Annotated in this window: 19 protein-coding genes; 10 read left to right on the top strand and 9 right to left on the bottom strand. The window is 63.6% G+C overall.

Annotated elements, in window-relative coordinates; all coding sequences use genetic code 11:
* Position 1 precedes the first annotated feature (1 nt).
* Genes JAB1_RS18395 through JAB1_RS18385 form a run of 3 tightly spaced genes read right to left on the bottom strand, consistent with a single transcriptional unit; the run spans position 2 to position 2,152 of the window.
* Positions 2-469: a MarR family transcriptional regulator gene (locus JAB1_RS18395; RefSeq protein ID WP_070281316.1), complete on the bottom strand. Its 468-nt coding sequence runs from the start codon at positions 467-469 to the stop codon at positions 2-4.
* Between the two features lie 57 nt (positions 470-526).
* The gene (locus tag JAB1_RS18390) at positions 527-874 is read right to left on the bottom strand and encodes a GIY-YIG nuclease family protein (RefSeq protein WP_070281315.1); all 348 of its coding nucleotides are present in this window, start codon (positions 872-874) and stop codon (positions 527-529) included.
* A 12-nt stretch (positions 875-886) separates the two neighbouring features.
* A complete protein-coding gene (locus JAB1_RS18385) occupies positions 887-2,152 on the bottom strand; it encodes an MFS transporter (protein WP_070281314.1) in 1,266 nt (421 codons plus the stop codon).
* Between the two features lie 132 nt (positions 2,153-2,284).
* Between JAB1_RS18385 and JAB1_RS18380 the strand changes: the two genes are divergently transcribed.
* Positions 2,285-2,680: a group II truncated hemoglobin gene (locus tag JAB1_RS18380; protein WP_034785429.1), complete on the top strand. Its 396-nt coding sequence runs from the start codon at positions 2,285-2,287 to the stop codon at positions 2,678-2,680.
* A 5-nt stretch (positions 2,681-2,685) separates the two neighbouring features.
* A complete protein-coding gene (gene rmuC / locus JAB1_RS18375; RefSeq protein ID WP_070281313.1) occupies positions 2,686-4,056 on the top strand; it encodes a DNA recombination protein RmuC in 1,371 nt (456 codons plus the stop codon).
* Positions 4,057-4,065: 9 nt separating this feature from the next.
* Here the strand turns inward: rmuC and JAB1_RS30120 are convergent, their stop codons facing one another.
* The 5 genes from JAB1_RS30120 to JAB1_RS18350 all read right to left on the bottom strand — a co-directional run bounded on the left by JAB1_RS30120 (position 4,066) and on the right by JAB1_RS18350 (position 12,937).
* Entirely contained in the window at positions 4,066-4,983 is a 918-nt protein-coding gene (locus JAB1_RS30120) for an MHFG family PEP-CTERM protein (protein WP_139144602.1), read from the bottom strand.
* Positions 4,984-5,299: 316 nt separating this feature from the next.
* Entirely contained in the window at positions 5,300-7,147 is a 1,848-nt protein-coding gene (glp, locus tag JAB1_RS18365) for a gephyrin-like molybdotransferase Glp (protein ID WP_070281311.1), read from the bottom strand.
* Between the two features lie 62 nt (positions 7,148-7,209).
* Complete coding sequence (gene moaA / locus JAB1_RS18360; RefSeq protein ID WP_070281310.1) at positions 7,210-8,331, bottom strand: GTP 3',8-cyclase MoaA; 1,122 nt, start codon at positions 8,329-8,331, stop codon at positions 7,210-7,212.
* A gap of 29 nt (positions 8,332-8,360) precedes the next feature.
* Positions 8,361-9,698, bottom strand: coding sequence for a chromate efflux transporter (gene chrA / locus JAB1_RS18355; protein WP_070281309.1), 1,338 nt, complete (start codon positions 9,696-9,698; stop codon positions 8,361-8,363).
* Positions 9,699-9,790: 92 nt separating this feature from the next.
* Positions 9,791-12,937 carry an Rne/Rng family ribonuclease gene (locus JAB1_RS18350; protein WP_070281308.1) on the bottom strand — a complete coding sequence of 1,049 codons (3,147 nt, stop codon included), beginning with the start codon at positions 12,935-12,937 and terminating at the stop codon, positions 9,791-9,793.
* Positions 12,938-13,623: 686 nt separating this feature from the next.
* Here JAB1_RS18350 and JAB1_RS18340 point away from each other — a divergent pair.
* From JAB1_RS18340 to JAB1_RS18325, 4 genes are all read left to right on the top strand, one after another.
* Positions 13,624-14,619: an RluA family pseudouridine synthase gene (locus JAB1_RS18340; protein WP_034785281.1), complete on the top strand. Its 996-nt coding sequence runs from the start codon at positions 13,624-13,626 to the stop codon at positions 14,617-14,619.
* Between the two features lie 88 nt (positions 14,620-14,707).
* A complete protein-coding gene (locus tag JAB1_RS18335) occupies positions 14,708-15,367 on the top strand; it encodes an HAD-IIIA family hydrolase (RefSeq protein WP_034785432.1) in 660 nt (219 codons plus the stop codon).
* Entirely contained in the window at positions 15,364-15,741 is a 378-nt protein-coding gene (locus tag JAB1_RS18330) for a Rieske 2Fe-2S domain-containing protein (RefSeq protein ID WP_092608465.1), read from the top strand. Before JAB1_RS18335 ends, JAB1_RS18330 begins: the two co-directional genes overlap by 4 nt.
* A gap of 39 nt (positions 15,742-15,780) precedes the next feature.
* Positions 15,781-16,782 carry a S49 family peptidase gene (locus JAB1_RS18325; protein WP_034785283.1) on the top strand — a complete coding sequence of 334 codons (1,002 nt, stop codon included), beginning with the start codon at positions 15,781-15,783 and terminating at the stop codon, positions 16,780-16,782.
* A 367-nt stretch (positions 16,783-17,149) separates the two neighbouring features.
* Here the strand turns inward: JAB1_RS18325 and JAB1_RS18320 are convergent, their stop codons facing one another.
* Entirely contained in the window at positions 17,150-17,509 is a 360-nt protein-coding gene (locus JAB1_RS18320) for a hypothetical protein (protein ID WP_070281307.1), read from the bottom strand.
* Positions 17,510-17,765: 256 nt separating this feature from the next.
* Between JAB1_RS18320 and JAB1_RS18315 the strand changes: the two genes are divergently transcribed.
* From JAB1_RS18315 to flhA, 4 genes are all read left to right on the top strand, one after another.
* Complete coding sequence (locus JAB1_RS18315; protein WP_070281306.1) at positions 17,766-18,476, top strand: 16S rRNA pseudouridine(516) synthase; 711 nt, start codon at positions 17,766-17,768, stop codon at positions 18,474-18,476.
* An 87-nt stretch (positions 18,477-18,563) separates the two neighbouring features.
* Positions 18,564-19,562, top strand: a complete 999-nt coding sequence (locus tag JAB1_RS18310; RefSeq protein WP_070281305.1) for a fumarylacetoacetate hydrolase family protein — start codon at positions 18,564-18,566, stop codon at positions 19,560-19,562.
* Positions 19,563-19,821: 259 nt separating this feature from the next.
* Positions 19,822-21,015: a flagellar biosynthesis protein FlhB gene (flhB, locus tag JAB1_RS18305; protein WP_034785289.1), complete on the top strand. Its 1,194-nt coding sequence runs from the start codon at positions 19,822-19,824 to the stop codon at positions 21,013-21,015.
* Positions 21,012-23,108, top strand: coding sequence for a flagellar biosynthesis protein FlhA (gene flhA, locus JAB1_RS18300; protein WP_070281304.1), 2,097 nt, complete (start codon positions 21,012-21,014; stop codon positions 23,106-23,108). Before flhB ends, flhA begins: the two co-directional genes overlap by 4 nt.
* Positions 23,109-23,346 lie beyond the last annotated feature (238 nt).

The raw sequence follows: 23,346 nt of genomic DNA, 5'->3' as shown, positions 1-23,346 counted from the left end.
GTCAGCCGTTCGCTGGCTGGCTGCCGGCGATGCCGGCCAGCAGCATGGATAGCGGTGCCAGCTGTTCCGCGCTGGCGCTGCCCAGCAATTCCTGGCCCAGTGCCTGCGCTGTCGCATCGGCGTGGAGCAGCAGGGCTTGTCCCGCTTCCGTGATGACGGCATAGCCGACACGGGCATCGCGCGCATCGGCCTGGCGCGCCACCAGGCCGATTTTTTCCAGCGGCATCAAGGAGCGCGTGATGCCGGACGCCGTCAGCGCCAGGCGTTCGGCCAGGTCGATGCGGCGCAGGCGGCCGCCAGGCGCGCGCTGCAAGTGGTACAGCAACTGATAATCGCTGAAGCTCAGGCCATGCAGATTGCCCAGGATGCTGTCGAAGCGGCGCACCAGCACGGCCTGGGCGCGCGCCAGGCGCAGGCAGAAGTCCAGCGCGCTGGCGCCGTCCGGCGGCGGGGGAGTGTGATCGATCATGACGTCCTTTCAATTCGCTGCGAAGTGCTTGAGTGCGCAAGTGTAAAGCATGGCCGCTCAATAGCGTGCCTGTCCCTGCTCCAGCAGCTGTGCCTGGTACAGCGCCAGCAGGGCGTCCAGTTCGGCATCCGCATCGAAGGCTGGATCGTCGGGCACCTTGACGGCATCGAGCAGCTCGAAACGGAAGGCCGCCGCGCCGTCGCGTTGCCAGTCAGCCTGCAGGAGCGTATTGCGGTGCTTGCCCAGGTTCAGTTCGAAGCGATGGCGGTTCAGCGCGCCAGGGGCATTGCGGCTGCGTTCGAGCAGGGTGCGTCCGCTGGGCAAGTGGCGCAGTGCGATGATGCCCAGCGCGGGCGCTTGTTGCCGGTAGGCCGCTTTCAGGGCCGCTTGTCGTGTTTTATCCATGCTGTGACTGCCTTAAGGTTGAACTGCATAATCGCTTGCCCCGATGCGGGGAATATCCGTCCACAATATGGCGGCCACGGCGGCGGCCAGCAGCAGGGCGCCGCCAGCGCAGAACAGCTCGCCCACGCTCAGGTGGCGCAGCAACGCGCCCGTGGCCGCCGCCGACAGGGGCGCCAGTCCCAGGAAGATGCCCATGAACAGTGCCATTGCCCGGCCCAGCATGGCGGGCGCCACGCGCCGCTGTATCCACGTAAAGATGGCTACCTGCACATAGCCGCCCAGCATGCCCGTGACGGCCAGCAAGGCCGCGCCCTGCCAGACCGTGCCGATTTGCCCCAGCGCCATCAGCAGCAGGCCCACGACCGCATCGACCAGCAGCAGGGTGGCGCCGAAGCGGCGGCGCAGCCAGGCGCCGCCCAGGCTGGACGCCAGCATGCCGGCCAGGGTGCCCGCGCCGTGCGCGCCCATCAGCACACCCAGCGCCGCAGCGCCGTGCAGGCGCTCGCTGGCCAGCACGGGCAAGGCCACTTGCAGCGGCCCCATGACGAAGAAGGCCACCACCGCCCAGTACACATAGCAGCTGCGCAAGGGAATGTCACGCCACACCATGGCCAGGCCCGCCGCCATGTCGCGCCACATGCCCTGCGCCGCCGCCGCGGCCAGTGGCCGCAGGCTGACTTGCCGCAAGGTCCAGGCCGAGAACAGGAACGTCAGCGCATCGATGGCAAAGGCGGCGGCCAGCGCCGCCATTCCGGTGTGCCGGGCGCCATCGTGGGTGCCGAGCACGAGCGCCGCCAGCAGGGGACCGGCCAGCAAGGACAACTGGCGCGCACCCATCTGCAGGCTGTTGGCCGCTTGCAGTGACTGCGACGGCACGGCTTGCGGCAGGATGGCCGTGCCGGCGGGAATGCCGAAGGCGGAAGCGATGCCCAGTGCCAGCGCGGCCGCATACGCCAGCGCCAGGCTGGCCTGGTCCAGCAGCAGCAGCCCGGCCAGCGCCAGCAGGATGGCGGCATTGGCCAGTTTGCTCACCAGCAGTACGCACCGGGGCGAATGCCGGTCGGCGACCGTGCCACCCAACAAGATGAGCACGGCGCGGGGCGCGCCCATCAGGGCCACGGCGATGCCCAGGCTGAGGCTATCGCCCGTCACGCTCAGCACCAGCCACGGCAGGGCAAGCATGCTGAACTGGTCGCCCAGCATGGACACGAGGCCGCCCCCCAGCAGCCAGCGGAAGTTGGTATTGCGCATCAAGTGGGATTCTGCGGTGGTCGACATGCTTTATCTTCCCGTGTTTAAAGATTGCATGGTAGTTGATATAAGCTTGAGTAGTCAAGTATATTGCTTTTTATTGTGGCAGCGACAGCTGCCGCCGCATGAGGCGCCAGCGCTTGCGCTATCATGGCGGCCATGACTGATACCACTGCCCCCACCCTGTACGAGACCATCGGCGGCGCCCCCGTGCTGCGCGAAATGGTCGACCGTTTTTATGACTTGATGGAGCTCGAAGCCGAGTTCGCCGGCATCCGCGTCATGCATCCGCCATCGACGGACGGCTCGCGCGACAAGCTGTATTTCTTCCTCACGGGCTGGATGGGCGGACCGGATTTGTATATCGAGAAATTCGGCCACCCGCGCCTGCGTGCCCGTCACTTGCCCTACGCCATCGGCACCAGCGAGCGCGACCAGTGGCTGCGCGCCATGGCCTGGGCCATGGAAGACACGGGCATCGAAGAATCCTTGCGCGTACGCCTGATGGAATCGTTCTATCAGACGGCCGACTGGATGCGCAACAAGCCTGACTGACACCCATGAGCCCAATCGAGTTTTACAGCCTGCTGGGCGCCGCCATCGTCGCCATCGTCCTGTTGCTATTGATCTTGCTGCGCCCGCGTGGCGCGGCCGGCGATGGCGCCACCACCCTGGCCCTGGTGCAACAGCACCAGCAGCAAAGCCTGGATCGCATCGACAGGGTCGAGCGCGAAGTGCGGCTGCAGCTGCAGGCATCGGCGCAAGCGACGCGCCAGGATCTGGCCAACGGCCTGGCGCAATTCCAGGCGGCGACCTTGCAACAGCTCGACAGCCTGCGCACGCAGATGCAGGCGCAGGGGAAAGTCGGGCGCGAAGAGCAGGCGCAAAGCCTGGCGCGCTTTGCCGAGAGTACCAATCAAACCCTGGCCCAGCTGACGGAATCGAATGCGCAGCGCATGCTGGAAGTGCGCGCCACGCTCGAGAGCAAGATCCGCGACTTGCAGGCCGACAATGGCGCACGCCTGGAAGAGATGCGCAAGACGGTCGACGAGAAACTGCACGCCACCCTGGAAACGCGCCTCAGTGCGTCGTTCCAGCAAGTGTCGGAGCGGCTGGAAAAAGTCCACCAGGGTCTCGGTGAAATGCAGCAGCTGGCGCTGGGCGTGGGCGATTTGAAGCGGGTACTCACCAATGTGAAGACGCGTGGCACCTGGGGCGAAGTGCAGCTGGAAATGCTGCTGGAGCAGGTACTCACTGTCGACCAGTATGCGAAGAACGTGGAAACCGTGGCCGGCAGCGGCGCGCGCGTGGAATTCGCCTTGAAACTGCCGGGCCTCTCCGACGGCGGCCCTCCCGTGTGGATGCCGATCGACGCGAAGTTTCCCAAGGAACAGTACGAGCGCCTGGTCGAGGCGGCCGAGCGGGCCGATGCCGACGGCGTGGCGCTGGCTGGACGCGAGCTGGAACGGGCCGTGCGCGGCGAAGCGAAAACCATCGCCGAGAAATACCTGGCGCCGCCGCACACCACCGACTTTGCCATCCTGTTCCTGCCCACGGAAGGCTTGTATGCGGAAGTGTTGCGCCGCCCGGGCCTGGCCGACGAATTGCAGCGCGTGCACCGGGTCAGCATCGCCGGACCATCCACGTTGACGGCCTTGCTCAACAGCCTGCAAATGGGTTTCCGCACCCTGGCGCTGGAAAAGCGCTCGTCGGAAGTGTGGCAAGTGCTGGGCGCCGTCAAGACGGAGTTCGGCAAGTTCGGCGACGTGCTGTCGCAAACCCGGCTGACCCTGGAAAAGGCGGCGAAGAATATTGAAAGCGCGGAAGTGCGCAGCCGGCAGATGGCGCGCAAATTGAAATCCGTGGAAGCCTTGCCGGGCGAGGCGGCCGCCTTGCTGCTGGGTAAGGCGGACGCCGGCGACGGCGAGTAGCGCGCAGCCTCAGGCCGCCCGCACAGTGCGGCGGCGCAGCGCGCTGTAGCCGACCAGCGCCACTCCCGCCAGCAGCATGGCCCAGGTTTGCGGTTCGGGCACGGCCGGCAAGACCGTCGGCACCGTGGGGGGAAAGGTGGGGATGATCACGGTGGGCGGCACGATGATGCTGCTGCCCTGGTCCGGCGGCAGACCGCCGCCACCGCCGCCACCACCGCCGCCGCCCATGCCGGCCGGCGGCGTGATGCCGCCGACGGTACGCACATAATTGTTGAAAGGCAGGAATGGAATGCTGGCCACCTCGGGCGGCATGGCGCCGCCCGTGAAAGAACCGCCGCGCAAGGCGTCGGGATTGTCGATCAGTGGCACGCCTGCCGCTTCCGGGGCGGCGGGGGCGGCGGCAACAGGCGCTGCACCGCCGGGCGCGGCGCCTGCCGCCGGCGGCGCCGACGCGGGTGCCTGCGTGATACGGCTGACGTTACGGCAAATCGTCGGCACGAGGATGCACTGGCCCTGTACGCAATACACGAGTCCCCGTTCCTGCATCTGTTCGCTCCAGCCTGCACGTGTGACATTGCGGCAAACGCGGCCAGGGCCGAAATGCATGTCGCTGATGCGCGTGTTGTAGTTGCCCTTGCCGCGGATGGCGTCGCGGCTGATCACCACGATCTCATCGTACTGGCGCGCGCGCATGCGCTCCTTCAATTGTTCGCGCACTGGCGGCGCGATATCCGTATAGCGGTCTACCGCCGCCACCACGTCACCCATGAACGGGTCGACGCCTGGACGGTTCCAGTTGCAGTTATCCAGCACACCGGCGCGCGCGATGCCTTTCGCGCTGGCGGTCAAGGGCGCCAGGGACAAGGTAGCAAGCAGGCATGCCACGCCCAGCATGCTGGCTCCCGCGATCCATGAGCTGTGTCTCATTGTTAGTTTCCTCATGAAAACAATATCAAAATTGAACTTTATACAAGTTTGAATGTTATCACCGAAGAAACTTCAATATCAACTAATAAATAAAATTATTACAATTAGTGTTGTCTTTATTGATTTATTGGTCGTGGAAATGATTAATATTTTTATCTTGATAGCTGAACAGTTGCCGTGCAGGATAAATTGATTGCGAAAGGGCAATGCGAACGGCCCGCGCAGGGCGGGCCGTTGTGAAGAGGAGGGCGAAACGCAGGTGACGCAGCGTGGAATGCAGCCCGGCCAGCGCGTCAGCCTGGCCGTTGGTGGTACATCAGGTCAATCCATGGAACAGCACGATATCGACCAGGTCGCCGGCCGCCACGTGGCCTTGCGCTTCGTGCAGCACGATCATGCAATTGGCTTGCGTCATCGAGCGCAGGATGCCGGAGCCTTGCGCTCCCGTCACGCGCACGTGCTGGCGCCCGTCCGCGCCCCGTTCGACGATGCCGCGCTGGTATTCCGTGCGGCCCCGTTTCTTGCGGATGGGCGCTTGCGCCGCCACCTGCAGCAGCTGCAGGGCGGATGTGTCCGCGTCGGCGCCCATCAGGCGCAGCAGGGTCGGGCGGGCGAGGAAATAAAACGCCGCCATCACGGCCACGGGGTTGCCGGGCAGGCCCAGCAGCAAGGCCGATTCGCCCTCGCTGGCAATCCGGCCGAAGGCCATGGGGCGGCCCGGGCGCATGTTGATTTGCCAGAAGGCCACGTCACCGAGGCGCGCCAGGATGTCGCGCGTAAAATCGGCCGCGCCGCTGGACACGCCGCCCGACGTGACGATGACGTCGGCCGTGGTGCAGGCGCCGCGCAGGGCCGCTTCCAGCGCTTGCGGATTGTCCTTGACGATACCCATGTCGAGCACCTCGCAGCCGAGGCGGGTCAGCATGCCCAGCAGGGTGTAGCGGTTGCTGTCGTAGATGCAGCCCGCGTCGAGCGGCTCGCCGATCGAGCGCAACTCGTCGCCGGTGGAAAAGAAGGCCACGCGCAGGCGCCGGCGCACGGGCACCGTGGCGATGCCCAGCGAGGCCAGCAGACCCAGCTCGGCCGGTCCGAGTATCTTGCCCTGCAGCAGGGCAGGCTGGTCCTGCATCAGGTCCTCGCCCTTGAAGCGGCGGTTGTCGCCGGCGCGGATGCAGTCCGGCGCCACGGTGATGTGCTGTGCGCTGGCGTGCTGCACCAGTTCCTGCGGCACCACGCTGTCGCAGCCGTCCGGCATGACGGCGCCCGTCATGATGCGCGCGCATTGGCCGCGTCCAATGTTGACCGTGCCGGGACGCCCGGCCAGGATGGTGTCGACCACGGCCAGGGTGACAGCAGTGTCGCCACCGAGATCGGCGCCGTGCAGGGCGTAGCCATCCATGGCGGAATTGTCGTGCGCGGGCACGCTGATGGGCGAGATGATGTCGGCCGCCAGGATGCGCTCGAACGCTTGCGGCAGCGGCAGTTCCTCGATCTCGGCGACAGGCGCGACGGTGTCGGCCAGGATGGCTTGCGCCATCGGCACGGACAGGCCCTGCGCCTGCAGGGCCGCCAGCTCGTCCGGGGTATTGATGTTGCCGAACGCGCTATTGTTCTCGAAGAGCACCTCGGCCAGTTTCAAGGGGCCATGCCAGGTGCGCATGCGGCGTTCTCCGCCGCGCAGGTACGCATCGAGCTGGGACAGGGCGGAAGTCTTGACGAGACAGAAGACGGGGTGCGGGCGGCGCACCGGCTGACCCGTCGAGGGATCGATGTCCTCGGTGACGGCGATGGCCAGGTCCGCATTGTGCTCGGCCAGGCCGGCGGCCAGGCGCGCCGCCAGGTCGGGCGGCAGCAATGGCGAGTCGCACGGCACGGTGAGCAGATAGGGGGCGGTGGCATGCTGCATGCCGCTGTGCAAGCCGGCCAGCGGACCGAGCTGGCCGGGCAGCGCGTCCGGCCACACGGGCAGGCCGAAGCGCGCGTAGTCGCCCGCATCCGCATGGACACTGATGGCCAGCTGGCCCACTTGCGGCGCCAGGCGCTGCAGCACGTGGCGGACCAGGGGCTGGCCATGCAGGGACAGCATGCCCTTGTCGCGCTGGCCCATGCGCGTGCCGAGGCCGCCGGCCAGGATCAGGCCGGTAATGTCGTGTTTGTTGATCATGAGAGGCGAAAATGTGGATGCATACGCCATGGTAGCAGCGGCAGGCGTACGCCGCTCCCGATTCAGCCGCCGATGTACGACATTTCCACTTTCTTTTTACCGTGCTCAAGTGCGCCGCCCGTCAAATCCGTCTGGCTGGTGCGCAATTGCGAATAGCGGTCGCCGCGGCCGCGCCACAGTTGCGCCACGGCCGAGGAAATTTCCGCATCGCTGTGGTCGCCGCGCAGCAGGCTGCGCAAGTCGTGGCCGCTGCTGGCGAACAGGCACGTGTACAGCTTGCCTTCGGTCGAGAGGCGGGCGCGGCTGCAGTCGGCGCAGAACGCTTGCGTGACGCTGGAAATGAGGCCGATTTCGCCGCTGCCATCCGCATAGCGCCAGCGCGCCGCCGTTTCGCCCGTGTAGTTCGGGTTGATGGGCAGCAAGGGCATCTGCGCGCCGATACGGCGCACGACTTCTGCCGAAGGGATGACTTCCTGCAGGTTCCAGCCGTTCGAGGCGCCCACGTCCATGTATTCGATGAAGCGCAGGATGTATGGCGTGCCCTTGAAGTGGCGCGCCATGGGCACGATTTCCTGCTCGTTCATGCCGGCCTTGACGACCATGTTGATCTTGATGGGGCCGAGTCCTGCCTGGTGCGCCGCATCGATGCCGTGCAGCACGTCGGCCACGGCAAAGTCCACATCGTTCATGCGCTTGAAGGTGGCGTCGTCGAGCGAATCGAGCGACACGGTAACCCGGTTCAGGCCCGCATCCTTGAGCGCCTGCGCCTTTCTTGCCAGCAAGGAACCATTGGTCGTCAGGGTCAGGTCCAGCGGCTGGCCCGACGGCGTGCGCAGTTCGGCCAGCATGGCGATGAGCTTTTCGATATTCTTGCGCAGCAGCGGTTCGCCGCCCGTCAGGCGGATCTTTTCCACGCCGTGCGCGACGAACAGGCGCGCGATGCGCGTGATTTCCTCAAACGACAGCAAATCCGTGTGTGGCAGATACACGTGGTTCTTGTCGAACACGTCCTTCGGCATGCAATACACGCAACGGAAATTGCAGCGGTCGGTAATCGAGATGCGCAAGTCGTGCAAGGGCCGGCCCAGGCTGTCGGCCACATTGCCGCTGGGGCTTTCCAGCTGCGCGGGGATCGCCGGTGCCCCGTTGCGGGCTTCGGCGAGGTAGATAATCTTGTCAGCCATGAAAGGTGGTACCACTTACGTTGAGTCGTTCAAGGCAGATACGATAGCACGAGGCCGAAGATGGCACAGGCGAGCAGCAATTTGATGGTGCCCACTTGAAACCTGATCAGCGCCACGCCGGCCGCCAGCGCGATGAACATCGCCAGCCAGTCCCAGTGCGGCAGCGGGTTTTCTTGCCAGAAGACATGGCGGCCAAAGAACAGCGCCAGGCTGGCGATGACGCCCACCACGGCCGCCGAGATGGCCGTCAGGGGCGCGCTCAGGCGCAGATTGCCGCGCGATGCTTCCACCAGCGGCGCGCCGGCCAGGATGAAGATGAACGAGGGCAGGAAGGTGAACCAGCTGGCGACGAGCGCGCCGCACACGCCCGCCAGCCACAGCTGCTCCCCTGTCACGGCATGGCCCCAGCCGCCGACAAAACCGATGAAGGCGACGATCATGATCAGGGGACCGGGCGTCGTTTCGCCCAGCGCCAGGCCATCCATCATTTGCGCGCTGGTGATCCAGTGGTAGTGGTCGGCGGCGCCCTGCACCAGATAGGGCAGCACGGCATACGCGCCGCCAAACGTGAGCAGGGCCGCCTTGCTGAAAAACACGCCCATCTGCGCCAGCGGCTGGTCCGCGCCGCCCGCCAGCGCCAGGCCCAGCCAGGCGAGGAAAGCCAGGGCCAGACCCAGCGCACAGGTGGCCAGCAGGCGCGGCCAGCTGAAGCGCGCGTGCTCCGGCGTGGGCGTGTCGTCATCGATGAGGGCGGCGCCGTAGCGGGCCGCGCCGACATGTTGCGTGCCGCCCAGATGAAAGTGGCCCGGCAGCCAGCGCCCGCCCGCCATGCCCAGCAGGGCGGCGGCGAGCACGATCAGCGGAAATGGCAGCTGTAGCACGGCGATGGCGACAAATGCGCTCGCTGCGATGGCGATCAGGCCGGGGCTGCGCAAGGTGCGCCGGCCCAGGCGCCAGGCGGCCGCCAGCACGATGGCGACGACGGCCGGCTTGATGCCGTACAGGACGCCGGTGATGGCGCCCACGTGGCCATACGCCATGTAGAGCCAGGACAGCATGATCAGCACCAGCAGCGAGGGCAGCAAGAACAGCAGGCCCGCCACCAGGGCGCCGCGCGTGCGGTGCATCAGCCAGCCGATGTAGATGGCCAGCTGGGTCGCTTCCGGCCCCGGCAGCAGCATGCAGTAGTTGAGGGCGTGCAGGAAGCGCTGCTCGGAAATCCAGCGCCGCTTTTCCACCAGCTCCGCATGCATCATGGCGATTTGCCCGGCCGGGCCGCCAAAACTGACGCAACCGAGCTTGAGCCAGTAGCGGAAGGCGCTGCGCAGGCTGACGGGGGCGGGAGCTTGATTGGCGTTCTCGTGCATGGCGGGCGGATGGCTGGCAAAGAAGTGGACGTAAAAAAGGGGAAGCCTGAGCTTCCCCTTTCATCATTGGCGGCTGGGCGAACCCGGCGCGCTTATGGACGTTGCGTGTTGACCTGGATCAACGGCTCATCCGATTGCGGCGGCAATGGCTTGCGTTCGCGCGGCTTGCGCACGGGAGCAACTGCCTTGGCAGCGGCTTCCTGCGCCAGGCGCAGTTTTTCCGGATCGGTGGCAGCCAGGGTCAGGCCGGCCGAACCGAGCACTGCGCTCAAGTCCAGCGGCGCGGCGACTGGCGCAGCAGGAGCCGGTGCAGGAGCAGGAGCAGGAGCAACGACAGGGGCTGGCGCCGGAACAGGTGCAGGAACAGGGGCGGGAGCCACTTCGGCAACCACCGGGGCCGCTTCCACCACGGCCGGTGCCGCTTCGGCGACTGGCGCCTCTTCAGCTACGGCGACGGTTTCCAGGACAGCAACCGTTTCCACGACTGGCGCCGCTTCGACAATGACTTCCGCTGGAGCAGGCGCTTGCGCCGGTGCAGCTTCCGTTTTCTCGGCAAAGCTGTACTCGGCAGCTGGTACTGGTTCGGCAGCGGCTGGTTCAGCTTGCGCTGCAGCCGCTTCCACAGGGGCTGGCGCTACGATCACTTCAGCGGCTGGTGCGGCTTCTTCGACCTTGGCGATGTCCACGACCTTGGCGATTTCGACCACTTCGACCACTTCAGCCACGACGGCAGGAGCGGTTTCGGCAGCAGCTTCCACTGGCGCAGCGACGGCGACGACAGCGGCGGCAGCCACGACGGCTACTGGAGCGGCATCGGCGGCAGCTTCCGGCGCCGGAGCAACCGTGAAGCTGATTACCGGCGCATCCTGGCCTTCGTTTTCACCGTTTGCCGATTCGATCAGCTCGCCCGTTTCGCGGTCGCGGCGGTTGCGGTTGCGGCCACCACGACGGCGGCGACGACGCGGTTCTTCGCCTTCCACGTCGTTTTCCGTCTCTTCGCCTTCAGGACCGGCATTGGCCGGCGCTTTCAGCAGGTTGGCCGGTGCGGCGTCGGATTCCGGGCCGTTGGACGGCACGACGACATTCACTGCGCTGGCGGTGGCGCCAACCAGTGCCAGCTCTTCAGCTTTCACTTCAGCAACAACAGCCTTGTCGGCGCGCGGTTCGCGACCTTCGCGTGGCTGGCGTGGCGGACGTTCGGCACGTTCTGCGCGTTCCGGACGCTCGGCGCGTTCAGGACGCTCACCGCGTTCGCGTGGTGCTGCCGTTGCATCGCCGCCTTCGCGGGCTTCACGCGGTTCGCGTGGCGGACGCGGTGGGCGTGGCGGACGTGCCGCTTTTTCCAGTGCTTCCGCTGCTGTATCGTCCTGGGCTGGACGGCCCTGGCCCGGTTCGCGTTCTTCGCGGCCAGGCTTGCCGTTGCGGCCACGGCCACGCGGGCCACGGCTGTTGCGGTCGCCGCGGTCGGCGCCGGCCGGCTTGGCTGGTGCGACAGGGGCGGGTGCCGGTGCCACCGGTGCCGGGGCGCCGGTGAAGAAGCTGATGATCTTGGCGATCAGGCCCTGTGGTGCGGCAGGCGCGGCCACTGGAGCCGGTTTCGCTTCGACGGGCTTGCGCTCGACCAGCGGTGCCGGCTGGTCAGGGGTGATCGTCTTGACGACGGCTTCCTGGCGCGGCTTGGCTTCTTCCTTCTGGCGCTTGCTGTAAGCCATGTCGGTTTCAGCGCTTTCAGCCAGGTTGTAGCTGGCCTGGCTGTCTTCCAGACGCGGATCGTCGTGCTTGATGCGCTCGAGCTTGTAGTGCGGCGTTTCCAGATGCTTGTTCGGGATCAGGATCACGGCGATGCGGTGGCGGTTCTCGATTTTCAGTACTTCGCCACGCTTTTCGTTCAGCAGGAAGGCGCCCACGTCCACGGGCACCTGCACGTGGATGGTGGCCGAGTTTTCCTTCATCGCCTCTTCCTGGATGATGCGCAGCACCTGCAGGGCGGACGATTCCGTATCGCGGATGTGGCCGGTGCCGGAGCAGCGCGGGCACGTCACGTGCGAGCCTTCGGACAGCGAAGGGCGCAGGCGCTGGCGCGACAGTTCCATCAGGCCGAAGCGGGAAATCTTGCCCATTTGTACACGGGCACGGTCATGGTGCAGCGCATCTTTCAGACGCTGTTCCACTTCGCGCTGATTCTTTGCCACTTCCATGTCGATGAAGTCGATGACGATCAGGCCGCCCAAGTCGCGCAAGCGCAGCTGGCGGGCCACTTCTTCGGCCGCTTCGCAGTTGGTGTTGAAGGCGGTCGTCTCGATGTCCGAGCCGCGTGTGGCGCGGGCCGAGTTGACGTCGACGGAGACCAGCGCTTCCGTGTGGTCGATAACGATGGCGCCGCCCGATGGCAACGGCACGGTGCGGCTGTAGGCCGTTTCGATCTGGTGTTCGATCTGGAAGCGCGAGAACAGCGGCACGTCGTCGCTGTAGCGTTTTACGCGGTGCACCATGTCGGGCATCACGTGGCTCATGAACTGGTGCGCCTGGTCGTAGATCTCGTCGGTGTCGATCAGGATCTCGCCGATGTCGGGCTGGAAGTAGTCGCGGATGGCGCGGATGACGAGCGACGATTCCTGGTAGATCAGGAAAGCGCCGTTGGCCGACTTGCCGGCGCCTTCGATGGCGCGCCACAGTTGCATCAGGTAATTCAAGTCCCATTGCAGTTCATCGACGTTGCGGCCGATGCCGGCGGTGCGGGCAATGACGGACATGCCAGCAGGCAAGTCCAGTTTATCCATGGTTTCGCGCAATTCCTGGCGCTCTTCACCTTCCACGCGGCGCGATACGCCACCGCCACGCGGGTTGTTCGGCATCAGGACCAGGTAACGGCCGGCCAGCGAGACGAACGAGGTCAGGGCGGCGCCCTTGTTGCCGCGCTCTTCCTTTTCCACCTGGACCATGATTTCCTGGCCTTCGCGCAGCGCTTCCTTGACGGAAGCGTTACGCACGTCCACGCCTTCACGGAAGTACGTGCGGGCAACTTCCTTGAAAGGCAGGAAGCCGTGGCGGTCTTCGCCATAGCTGACGAAGCACGCTTCGAGCGATGGCTCGATGCGCGTGATCACGCCCTTGTAGATGTTGGATTTGCGCTGTTCGCGCCCGGCTGTCTCGATATCGATGTCGATCAGTTTTTGTCCGTCGACAATCGCTACGCGCAGTTCTTCTTGCTGCGTGGCATTAAACAACATGCGTTTCATTTTTATAACTCCGCGACCCGTAGGCCATCTCAAAGCCACTTCCGGGGAAGCGGCGAAGTACAGGGATATATGCGAGAACGGGAGTGCTGGCGGGGGAAATGCCTAGGCGTGCGGAGCAACAACGCGTACGAGGTATACGTTACGGCCGCAACAGGCGCGGTGAGGTCGATCGTCATGCCGAGTGCACAGGACACTTGCAACTCATCTGAAGCAGCCCGGATGTCGGGGGCAGAGAATGCAAGTGGTCAGCAAATTCAGAGCCAAATCGTAAGCCGGCTCATTACAGGGATCGCGATGGCGAGGCTTGGCCTCAGCCTATTCATCGACAACCCTCAGTATTGTGGCCGCATACGGGGTTTGGCGAAAACGGCAAGCGTTATCAACTTCATCAACCCGCGAGCCCGACTCGATAAGTCGCGCTAACGGGTACTTATCCTTATAATCCAATACACTCACTTCAGCATCTCCACGCGTTATCCGATTACAACTACGGTGCAACCTTGATTCGCGCAGGGATGGTGCATATACATTTTTTTCCACCGAATTTGCAATTTGGCGAGGCCGGTGGAGACGCCCCTGTGTAAAATGTGCTTTTATTCTTACACTCGCAGCAGCCAGGGCCGCAGCAAAAACAATTATATATTCAAAATGAAGGACTTAGAGAGATTTCTGGGAAGACATAGTAAATGAAGAGTCAAAATGATGTTGTTCCCCCTTCAACACCCCCGGTTCAGCCGCAAGCCCAATTCGTAACGATCGCCGAGGAAGAAGCAGGCCAGCGCATCGACAACTACTTATTAAGAGTGTGCAAGGGAGTGCCTAAAAGCCACATCTACCGGATCTTGCGATCGGGAGAAGTGCGGGTTAATAAAGGCCGTATCGATCAGCTGTACCGTCTCGCCGCCGGCGACGTGGTGCGCATTCCCCCCGTGCGCGTGGCCGAAAAGGCGCCCACGGGCGCGCCGGCCGCCGAATTCAAGATCATCTTCGAAGATGCGCAGCTGCTCGTCATCGACAAGCCGGCCGGCGTGGCCGTGCATGGCGGCTCGGGCGTGTCGTTCGGCGTGATCGAGCAATTGCGCGCTTCGCGCCCCGACGCCAAGTTCCTGGAACTGGTGCACCGCCTGGACCGCGACACGTCCGGACTGCTGTTGCTGGCAAAGAAACGCTCGGCGTTGACGAATCTGCATGAACAGATGCGCGACGGCGTCACCGACAAGCGTTACCTGGTGCTGGTGGCCGGCGACTGGAAGAATGCACGCCAGCATATCAAGTTGCCGCTGCATAAATATACGACGGCCGAAGGCGAGCGACGGGTGGCCGTGCAGGCCGATGGCCTGGCATCGCACACGGTGTTTTCACTGTTGCATAAATATCACAACTTCGCCTTGCTGGAAGCGGAATTGAAGACGGGACGCACGCACCAGATCCGCGTGCACCTGTCTTCGTCCGGTTTCCCCATCGCCGGCGACGATAAATATGGCGACTTTGCCCTCAACCGTGCCCTGTTGAAAGCCGACAGCACGCGCGGTGCCCTGAAACGCATGTTCCTGCACGCGCACCAGATCACGTTTACGCATCCGGAAACGGGCAAGACGATGACCCTGAACGCGCCGCTGGCTGCCGAATGCGAGCGTTTCTTGGTAAGCTTGGGCAAACCATTGGCCGTTGCCGCACGATAAGTAAGCACCGTGCGCGCGACACTACTCACAAGGTAGTCAGTCGCCGTCATTCACTATCAAGGAGCCGGCGGCTATGCCGTCGGGAAACATGGCAAGAAAGCAATTTGATCTGATCGTCTTCGATTGGGACGGTACGCTGATAGACAGTACCTCGACCATCGTCAAGTGCATCCAGGCTTCGGCCAAAGACTTGGGCTTGCCAATTCCCACCGAGTTGCTCGCTTCGCATGTGATCGGCCTGGGCTTGCAGGAAGCCATGCAGCTGGTGATGCCCGACGTGGAGCCGAAATACCATGCGCGCATGGCCGAGCGCTACCGCTATCACTACCTGTCGCGCGACCATGAGCTGGCCCTGTTTCCGGGCGTCTACGAAATGCTGCAGGAACTGTCGCAGCAGGCGTATTTCCTGGCGGTGGCCACGGGCAAGAGCCGTGTCGGCCTGAACCGCTCCTTGAATGCCGTCAAGCTGCTGTCGCTGTTCGATGCGACGCGCTGCGCCGACGAAACCTTTTCCAAGCCCCATCCGGCCATGCTGCAGGAACTGACGCGCGAACTGGGGCAGGATATGCGCCGTACCGTGATGATCGGCGACACCAGTCATGATTTGTTGATGGCAAGCAATGCAGGCGCGGCCAGTATTGCCGTAGAGTATGGAGCGCATCCGGTGGAGCAGTTGCAAGCTTGCCATCCCCTGTATTCGGCCGCCACGGTGGCCGACCTGCATCAATGGCTGAGCGAGCACGCATGATGAACGATGTTGTCGATGTATTCATTTGTGCCGCCGACGCCGTGGCCGATGGCGGCAAGGGCGTGCGCTTTCCCGTCTCGGCCGGTGGCGAAGCGACCACCGGTTTTGTCGTGCGCCACGGCGGCAAGGCGTATGGCTACCTGAACCGCTGCGCCCACGTGCCGATCGAACTGGACTGGGCCGAGGGCGAGTTTTTCGAGTCCAGCGGCTTGTACCTGATGTGTTCGACGCATGGCGCCATCTATGTGCCGGAAAGCGGCCTGTGCGCGGGCGGCCCCTGCAAGGGCGGGCGTTTGCGTCCGATTGCCGTGGCCGAGCGCGATGGCCAGCTGTACTGGCAACCCGACGAGTATGTCCAGCCACTGCCGGCCTGAGGCCGGGACGGGCTTTCTGTAATTTAAGCAAAGTGAACCATGAGCGATAACACGAATGACAAGCTGGCCAGCAGCGCGCCAGCCGCCGGCCACGGCGCCCCTGCGGGACACTGGGAGCGCGACGTGCTGGAAAAGCTGGTATTTGCCACTTTGCAAGAGCAACGCGCACACCGCCGCTGGAGCATCTTTTTCAAGGTCTTCAGCCTGCTGATCGTGCTGTTCGCCCTGTGGGTGTTTTATGACTACAACACGGCCGACGACAGCGAAACCCTGGGCCGCCACACGGCCCTGATCGACATCAGCGGCGCCATCGAGTCCGAAGGCAGCGGCTCGGCCGCCGTCGTCATCCCCGCGCTGGACAAGGCATTTTCCGATGCCGGTTCGGTGGCCGTGGTGCTGCATATTAATAGTCCGGGCGGCAGTCCCGTGCAGGCCGGCATGATCGTCGACGAGATGCAGCGCCTGCGCAAGGGCTATCCGGACAAGCCTTTATATGTGGTGGTCGATGAAATGTGCGCCTCGGGCGGCTATTACATCGCCGCCGCCGCCGACCGCATCTACGTCAACAAGGCCAGCGTGGTCGGTTCCATCGGCGTGCTGATGGATGGCTTCGGCTTCACGGGCGTGATGGAAAAGGTCGGCGTCGAGCGCCGCTTGCTGACGGCGGGCGAGAACAAGGGCTTCATGGACCCGTTCAGCCCACTGACGGAAAAACACAAGGCGTATGCGCAGAGCATGCTCAATGAAATCCACCAGCAATTCATCGACGTCGTGCGCACGGGACGGGGCAAGCGCCTGAAGGAAACGGCCGATACCTTCTCCGGCCTGTACTGGACGGGCGCGAAAGCCGTGGAAATGGGCCTGGCCGACGATTTCGGTACGGTCGACAGCGTGGCGCGCGATATCGTCAAGGCGGAAGACATCGTCGACTACACGCAGCATGAAGGCTTGCCGGAACGGGTGCTCAAAAAGTTTGGCGCCGCCATGGGCGCGGGCGCCATGAAGGCGGCCGTGCAGCAGTCACAACCGGCGTTGCGCTGAGGACATCACTCTTGGCTGACAGGCAAGCCAATCGAGAATGATTTTCAATAAGGTGGTAAATTGGCTTGAAAACGGGGCTGCTTGGGCTATAGTGAAAGCGTAGTTCTTTTCAAGGAGGGGCGATATATCAACTATGTTGTCAGTACTAACTTGATTGGCAGGTCTTGGAACTACTCGCCGCATCGCAGATGTGGTTTTGAGTGAATTTACATTCCTCACTAAAGTCCCGATGGGGCTTGGGAACGGCGGCGCAATGCCGCCGTTTCCTTTTGTGTGTGCTGGATGGGCCGGTGTCGGCGGATGCGTCTGGGTGCGCTGGCAAGGCAGGCATGCGAAGGCAGGGCATGGCTGGTCGGACGGGCCGCGCTCAGACGGCGCAGCCGTTGCAGTGCGCGGGCAGCGGCTGCCTGGCTGCCGCAGCGCCGGCGCTGGCGTTGGTGTCGGACGGTGTGTCCGCCGTGGCAGGCGCGGTCACGCTGTCGGTTTCCGCATCCGCGTGCGCAAAACCACCCAGCTCCAGCCAGCACATGAAATGGCATTGCGCCTCGGCATGCCAGTGCGTCTGGCTGGCTGGCGATGGCGGCGCGTCCGCATCCTGCGGCGCAGGGGTGCTGCTCCAGCGTGCCACGCCGAGTCTGACTTTGTGCATGGCCGCCTGTTCCGCAGCGATGCGCTGGCGCATGTCGGCGATGCTGCCTTGTAAGGCGATGGTATCGGTATGCTTCATACAATGTCCTTGTGGGTCGTTGCCTGGTTATTATTCCTAAAGCTCGTTAGGCGGATTCCTACCGAAGTTTCAGTCTATCAATGCGATATTCCGAGCGCTTGATATTTCTCAAAGGAATCAACCATTTCTCGCCAAATCTCACCTTGTTCTTTTTGGTATTTCTGCGTGTGCCATGGTTTCATGCTGCCTGGACCGCCGCGCGGGCGCCAGGTGCCGCCGCTTCACGCTGCCAGCCGCTTCTGGTAAAGTCACGCCCATGAGTAAATTATCCCTAGACCGCATCCTGCAATCGCAGGGTTTTGGCACCCGTAAATATTGTCGTTCCCTCATCGAGGATGGCGATGTCGTCATTGATGGCTTCACCCAGACCAATTACCGCACCACCGTCGAGACCGAAGGCCTGGTGCTGCATGTGTTCGAAGAAGAGTGGGTGGTCCGCCAGCACCTGTACCTGGCGCTGAACAAGCCTGCCAACTTCGAATGCTCGCGCAAGCCCAGCCATCACCCTGGCGTGCTGACCTTGCTGCCGGAACAATTCACCTGGCGCGAAGTCCAGCCCGTCGGCCGGCTCGACCACGATACGACCGGCATGTTGCTGATGTCCGACGATGGCCCGTTTATCCATGCCCAATCGTCGCCGAAGCGCCACGTTCCCAAGATTTACCAGGCCACCACGCAAGAACCCGTAACGGATGAACTGGTGGCCCTGCTATTGGCTGGCGTGCAATTGCACGACGAACCGGCCCCGCTGGCGGCCCTCGTCTGCGTCAAGCGGGGCGAGCACCAGCTGGAAATCGTGCTCGAGCAAGGCAAATACCACCAGGTCAAGCGCATGCTGGCCGCCGCCGGCAACCATTGCAGCGCGCTGCACCGTTCCGCCATCGGCAGCCTGACCCTGGAATCGCTGGGCATCGCCGAAGGCGAGTGGTGCTACCTGACGCCCGAGCAGATCGCGCTCCTGGCCTAGTCCCTTCCTGACCGCCAAAGCCGGGGATGTCCCGGCTTTTTGGCGTCTTTAGTCTCCATTGCCTGCATTTGACGAAGTTTCCCGCCCATGAAATTAGCTACCCTGAAGGATGGCACGCGCGACGGCCAGCTGGCTGTCGTGTCGCGCGACCTGAAAACGGCCCATCTGGCCGATGGCATTGCCCCGACCCTGCAAAAGGCGCTCGACGACTGGAGTTTCATCGCGCCCCAGCTCGATTTGCTGTACCAGACCATCAATAGCGGCCGCGGCCATCGCGCCTTCGAGTTCGACCCCGCCAACTGCATGGCGCCCTTGCCGCGCAGCAGCCTGCGCGTGGCCGGCGCCTCCTATCTGCCGCAGATCGAGCGGGCCTGCAAGGCCGCAGGCCGCGAGGCACCGGCCAACTTGCGCGACGCACCGCGCATGTACCAGGGCGCCAGCGACGATTTCCTCGGTGCCCACGACGAGATCATCCTGGCGCACGAGCAGTGGGGCATCGATTACGAGGCAGGCATCGCCGCCATCACGGACGACGTGGCCATGGGCTCCACGCCCGACCAGGCGCACCTGAACATCAAGCTGTTGATGCTGGTCAACGACATCACCCTGCGCAACCTGGTGCCCGACGAGCAGGCGAGTGGTTATGGTTTCCTGCAAGCGAAACCGGCCATGGCCTGCTCTCCTGTCGCCATCACGCCTGACGAGCTGGGCGATGCCTGGCGCGGCGGCAAGGTGCATCACGCCCTGCGCTGCAGCCTGAACGGCAAGTTGACGGGCCAGCCCCACGCGGGCGCCGACATGGCGTTCAATTACCCGCAATTGCTCGCTCATCTGTGCCAGACGCGCAACGCGCGCGCCGGCAGCGTGGTCAGCGCGGGCGGGGTCGCCAACAAGGAAGTTAAGAAGGGGTTTTCCAGCATCGTTGAGCGACGTAACCAGGAGATGATCGCCGATGGCGTCGCCAGCACGCCATTTCTGTTGTTTGGCGATGTTGTTCGATTGGAGATGCTGGGGGACGACGGCAAGTCCTTGTTTGGCGCCATCGAGCAGACCGTCAAGCAGGCCGAGGCGAGGAAAAGCCGTTAGGAGCCCCGAGAAAATGGCCATGACTGCGTTGCAACCCCTCGCCGTACTGTTCGTACTGTCTTCGGGGCTGCGCCTTGCCCTGACCATTTTTCGGTCTCCTTTGAAGTGGGCGCCTGCGGCTGTTTCATTCAGGCAAAGGAAAAGCAGGGGATTCGCCCTCCTTTTCCCTTGATGGCGTTGCGGTAATTGAACCGATAATGCCACATGCCCAGTCCGTATTGCGCCTAGCCAGGCTGCAGGACTTCACCGGAGTTGATTGATGTCGGAAGACAGCGACGCAGAAAAGACCGAAGCCGCGTCACCGAAGCGCCTCGAGCAGGCGCGTGAGGAAGGCGACGTTCCGCGATCGCGTGAAGTGGCAACGTTCACTGTGCTGATGGCGTCCGGCTGCTGCCTGTGGTTTGCCGGCGACGCCATCGTGCGGCGGTTGACGGCTGTCATGGTGTCCGGGCTGACCCTGGACCGGGAGCAGATACTCAATCCCGATGCGATGATGCTGCGCATCGGCTACGACGTGGGCTCCGTCTTGCTGACTTGCCTGCCGTACGCGCTGGCCATCATGCTCGTCGCCCTGGCGTCGCCCGTGCTGGTGGGCGGCTGGCTGTTCAGTTCCAAGGCGTTCACCCCCAATTTTGGCAAGCTCAACCCGATTCGCGGCCTGGGCAACATGTTTTCGAAGAATGCGCTGGTGGAATTGCTCAAGGCCATCGCCAAGACCCTCGTTGTCGGCGTCGTCGCCTGGATGGTGATGCAGCATCAAAAGGACGCCGTGCTGGGCTTGTCGGTGGAATCCTTGCGCGCCGGTTCGGCTCATCTGATCAGCTTGCTGATCACGGCCTTTTTGCTGATCGTCGGCGCGCTGGGCTTGATTGCCGCCATCGACGGTCCGTACCAGATGTGGCACTACGCTAACAAGATGAAAATGTCCTTGCAGGAAGTCAAGCAAGAGTCGAAAGAGTCGGACGGCAATCCGCAGATCAAGGCGAAGATACGCCAGATGCAGCATGAAATGTCGCGCCGCCGCATGATGGCCGATGTGCCGACGGCCGACGTGGTGGTGACCAATCCTACCCACTACGCGGTGGCCTTGAAGTACGGCGAGAATTCGCGCGGCGCGCCGCAGGTGGTGGCCAAGGGCATCGACGAGGTGGCGGCGAAGATCCGCGAACTGGCCGGCGAACACAAGGTTGCCATCCTGGAAGCGCCGGCCCTGGCGCGCGCGCTGTACAAGCACACGGACATCGGCGACGAAATTCCCGAGGCGCTGTACGGCGCCGTGGCCGAAGTGCTGGCCTACGTGTTCCAGCTGCGCAGCTATGGCAAGGGCCAGGGCGAGCGTCCCGACAAGCCGAAGAAACTCGACGTGCCGCCCGAGCTCGACCCGCAGAATCCCGCCTCACAGACACCGCCCGCAGCCGGCGCAGAAGACAAGAATAAAGGAAGTACACCATGAACGGCCTGAGAATGCCAGCCTGGCTCAGCGGAATGGGCGGCAACGCCAGCAAGGGCATCGCCGCGCCTGTCATCATCATCATGCTGCTGGCGATGATGGTGCTGCCGCTGCCGGCCTTCATCCTCGACATCTTCTTCAGTTTTAATATCGCGCTGTCGATCATCGTGCTGCTGACGGCGCTGTACACGGTCAAGCCGCTCGACTTCATGGCCTTCCCGACCATCCTGCTCGTGTCGACCATGCTGCGCCTGTCGCTGAACGTGGCTTCCACGCGCGTGGTGCTGACGGAAGGCCATACGGGCGCCGACGCGGCCGGTAAAGTGATCGAGGCGTTCGGTCACTTCTTGATCGGCGGCAACTACACGGTCGGTATCGTGGTCTTCATTATTTTGACGATCATCAACTTTACCGTGGTGACCAAGGGTGCGGGCCGTATCGCCGAGGTGGGCGCCCGCTTCGCGCTGGACGCCATGCCTGGCAAGCAGATGGCCATCGATGCCGACCTGAACGCCGGCCTGGTCGGTGAAGATGAAGCGCGCCGCCGCCGCACGGAAGTGGCGCAGGAAGCGGAATTCTATGGCGCCATGGACGGTGCCAGCAAATACGTGCGCGGCGACGCCATCGCCGGCATCATGGTTACCGTCATCAATATCGTCGGCGGCTTGCTGGTGGGCTTGCTGCAGCACGACATGGGCTTTGCCGACGCGCTCAAGAACTACACCCTGCTGGCCATCGGTGACGGCCTGGTGGCGCAGATTCCTTCGCTGATCATTTCCACGGCGGCCGGTATCGTCGTCTCGCGCGTGGCCAGCGAACAGGACATCGGCACCCAGCTGGTGGGGCAGCTGTTTGCGAAACCGCAAGTACTGTATATTACCGCGGCCATCATCGGCGGCATGGGCCTCATTCCCGGCATGCCGAACATGGTCTTCTTGCTGCTGGCCTCGCTGCTGGCCGGTGCCGCCTTTCTGATCAGCAAGAAACGCATGCAGGAAAAAGAGGCGTCCGAAAAACCGGCCGAAGTGCCGCAAGCGACCGTGGCGCCCGAGCAGGAAGAAGCCAGCTGGCAAGACATCATGCCCGTCGATACCCTGGGCCTGGAAGTGGGCTACCGTTTGATTCCCCTGGTCGACAAGACGCAGGGTGGCGAATTGCTCAAGCGCATCAAGGGCATCCGCAAGAAATTTGCCCAGGAAGTGGGTTTCCTGGCGCCGCCCGTGCATATCCGCGACAACCTGGAATTGAAGCCGTCCGCCTACCGCATCACCCTCAAGGGCGTGGAAGTGGGCGTGGGCGAAGCGTTCAACGGCCAGTTCCTGGCGATTAATCCCGGCATGGCCAGCGGCACCTTGCCGGGCCTGGCCACGAACGATCCCGCTTTCGGCTTGCCCGCCACCTGGATCGACGCGAGCTTGCGCGACCAGGCCCAATCGATGGGCTACACGGTGGTCGACGCAGGCACCGTGGTGGCCACGCACCTGAACCACCTGATCACCTCGCACGCTTCCGAGCTGCTGGGCCGCGCGGAAGTGCAGTCGCTGCTCGACCACCTGGGCAAGGAGTCGCCGCGCCTGGTGGAAGACCTGGTGCCGAAGATGCTGTCTTTGTCGACCTTGCAGAAGGTGTTGCAGAACCTGCTGGCCGAGGGCGTGCACATCCGCGACATGCGCACCATCATCGAAACCCTGGCCGAGCATACGGTCAGCACGCAAGACCCGAACGACCTGACGGCGCTGGTGCGCGTGGCCCTGGGCCGCGCCATCGTGCAGCAACTGTTCCCCGGCTCGGCCGAACTGTCCGTGATGACCCTCGACAGCCGCCTGGAGCGCCTGCTGATGCAAGCGATGGGCAATGGCGGCGACGGCGCCGGCATCGAGCCGGGCCTGGCCGACACCATCGCGCACCAGGCAGGCCTGGCTGCCCAGCAACAGGAAGCGCTGGGCCTGACGCCGGTGCTGCTGGTGCCGGCGCCGCTGCGCGCCTTGCTGTCGCGTTTCCTGCGCCGCGCCTTGCCGCAGCTCAAAGTGCTGTCGCATGCGGAAGTGCCGGAAACCAAGACCATCCGCGTCACGGCGCTGGTGGGGGCACAGTAGTTGACAGCATTAGTACCGGGGTCAGACCCGCCGGGCCTGACCCCAGCCCTTGCCTTTGGTCAAATAAACATCAATTTCCTCTCGGCAAACTGAATAACGGGTACTTTCCCGTCCTGTTCCTTCGATCGTTTCCTGCAAGCATCGCTAATAATGGAAACTGTCCGGGTGATCTGTGTCCATGTGGAAGACAGCACTCAAGCAACAGGAGTCGATGATGGTCACACAGTTCAGCCAATAT

The sequence above is a fragment of the Janthinobacterium sp. MP5059B genome, assembly GCF_001758645.1.
GTDB classification, from domain to species: Bacteria; Pseudomonadota; Gammaproteobacteria; order Burkholderiales; family Burkholderiaceae_D; genus Janthinobacterium; species Janthinobacterium lividum.
Note: the sequence above shows the minus strand (reverse complement) of the source record. Positions and strands in the feature narration are given on the sequence as shown.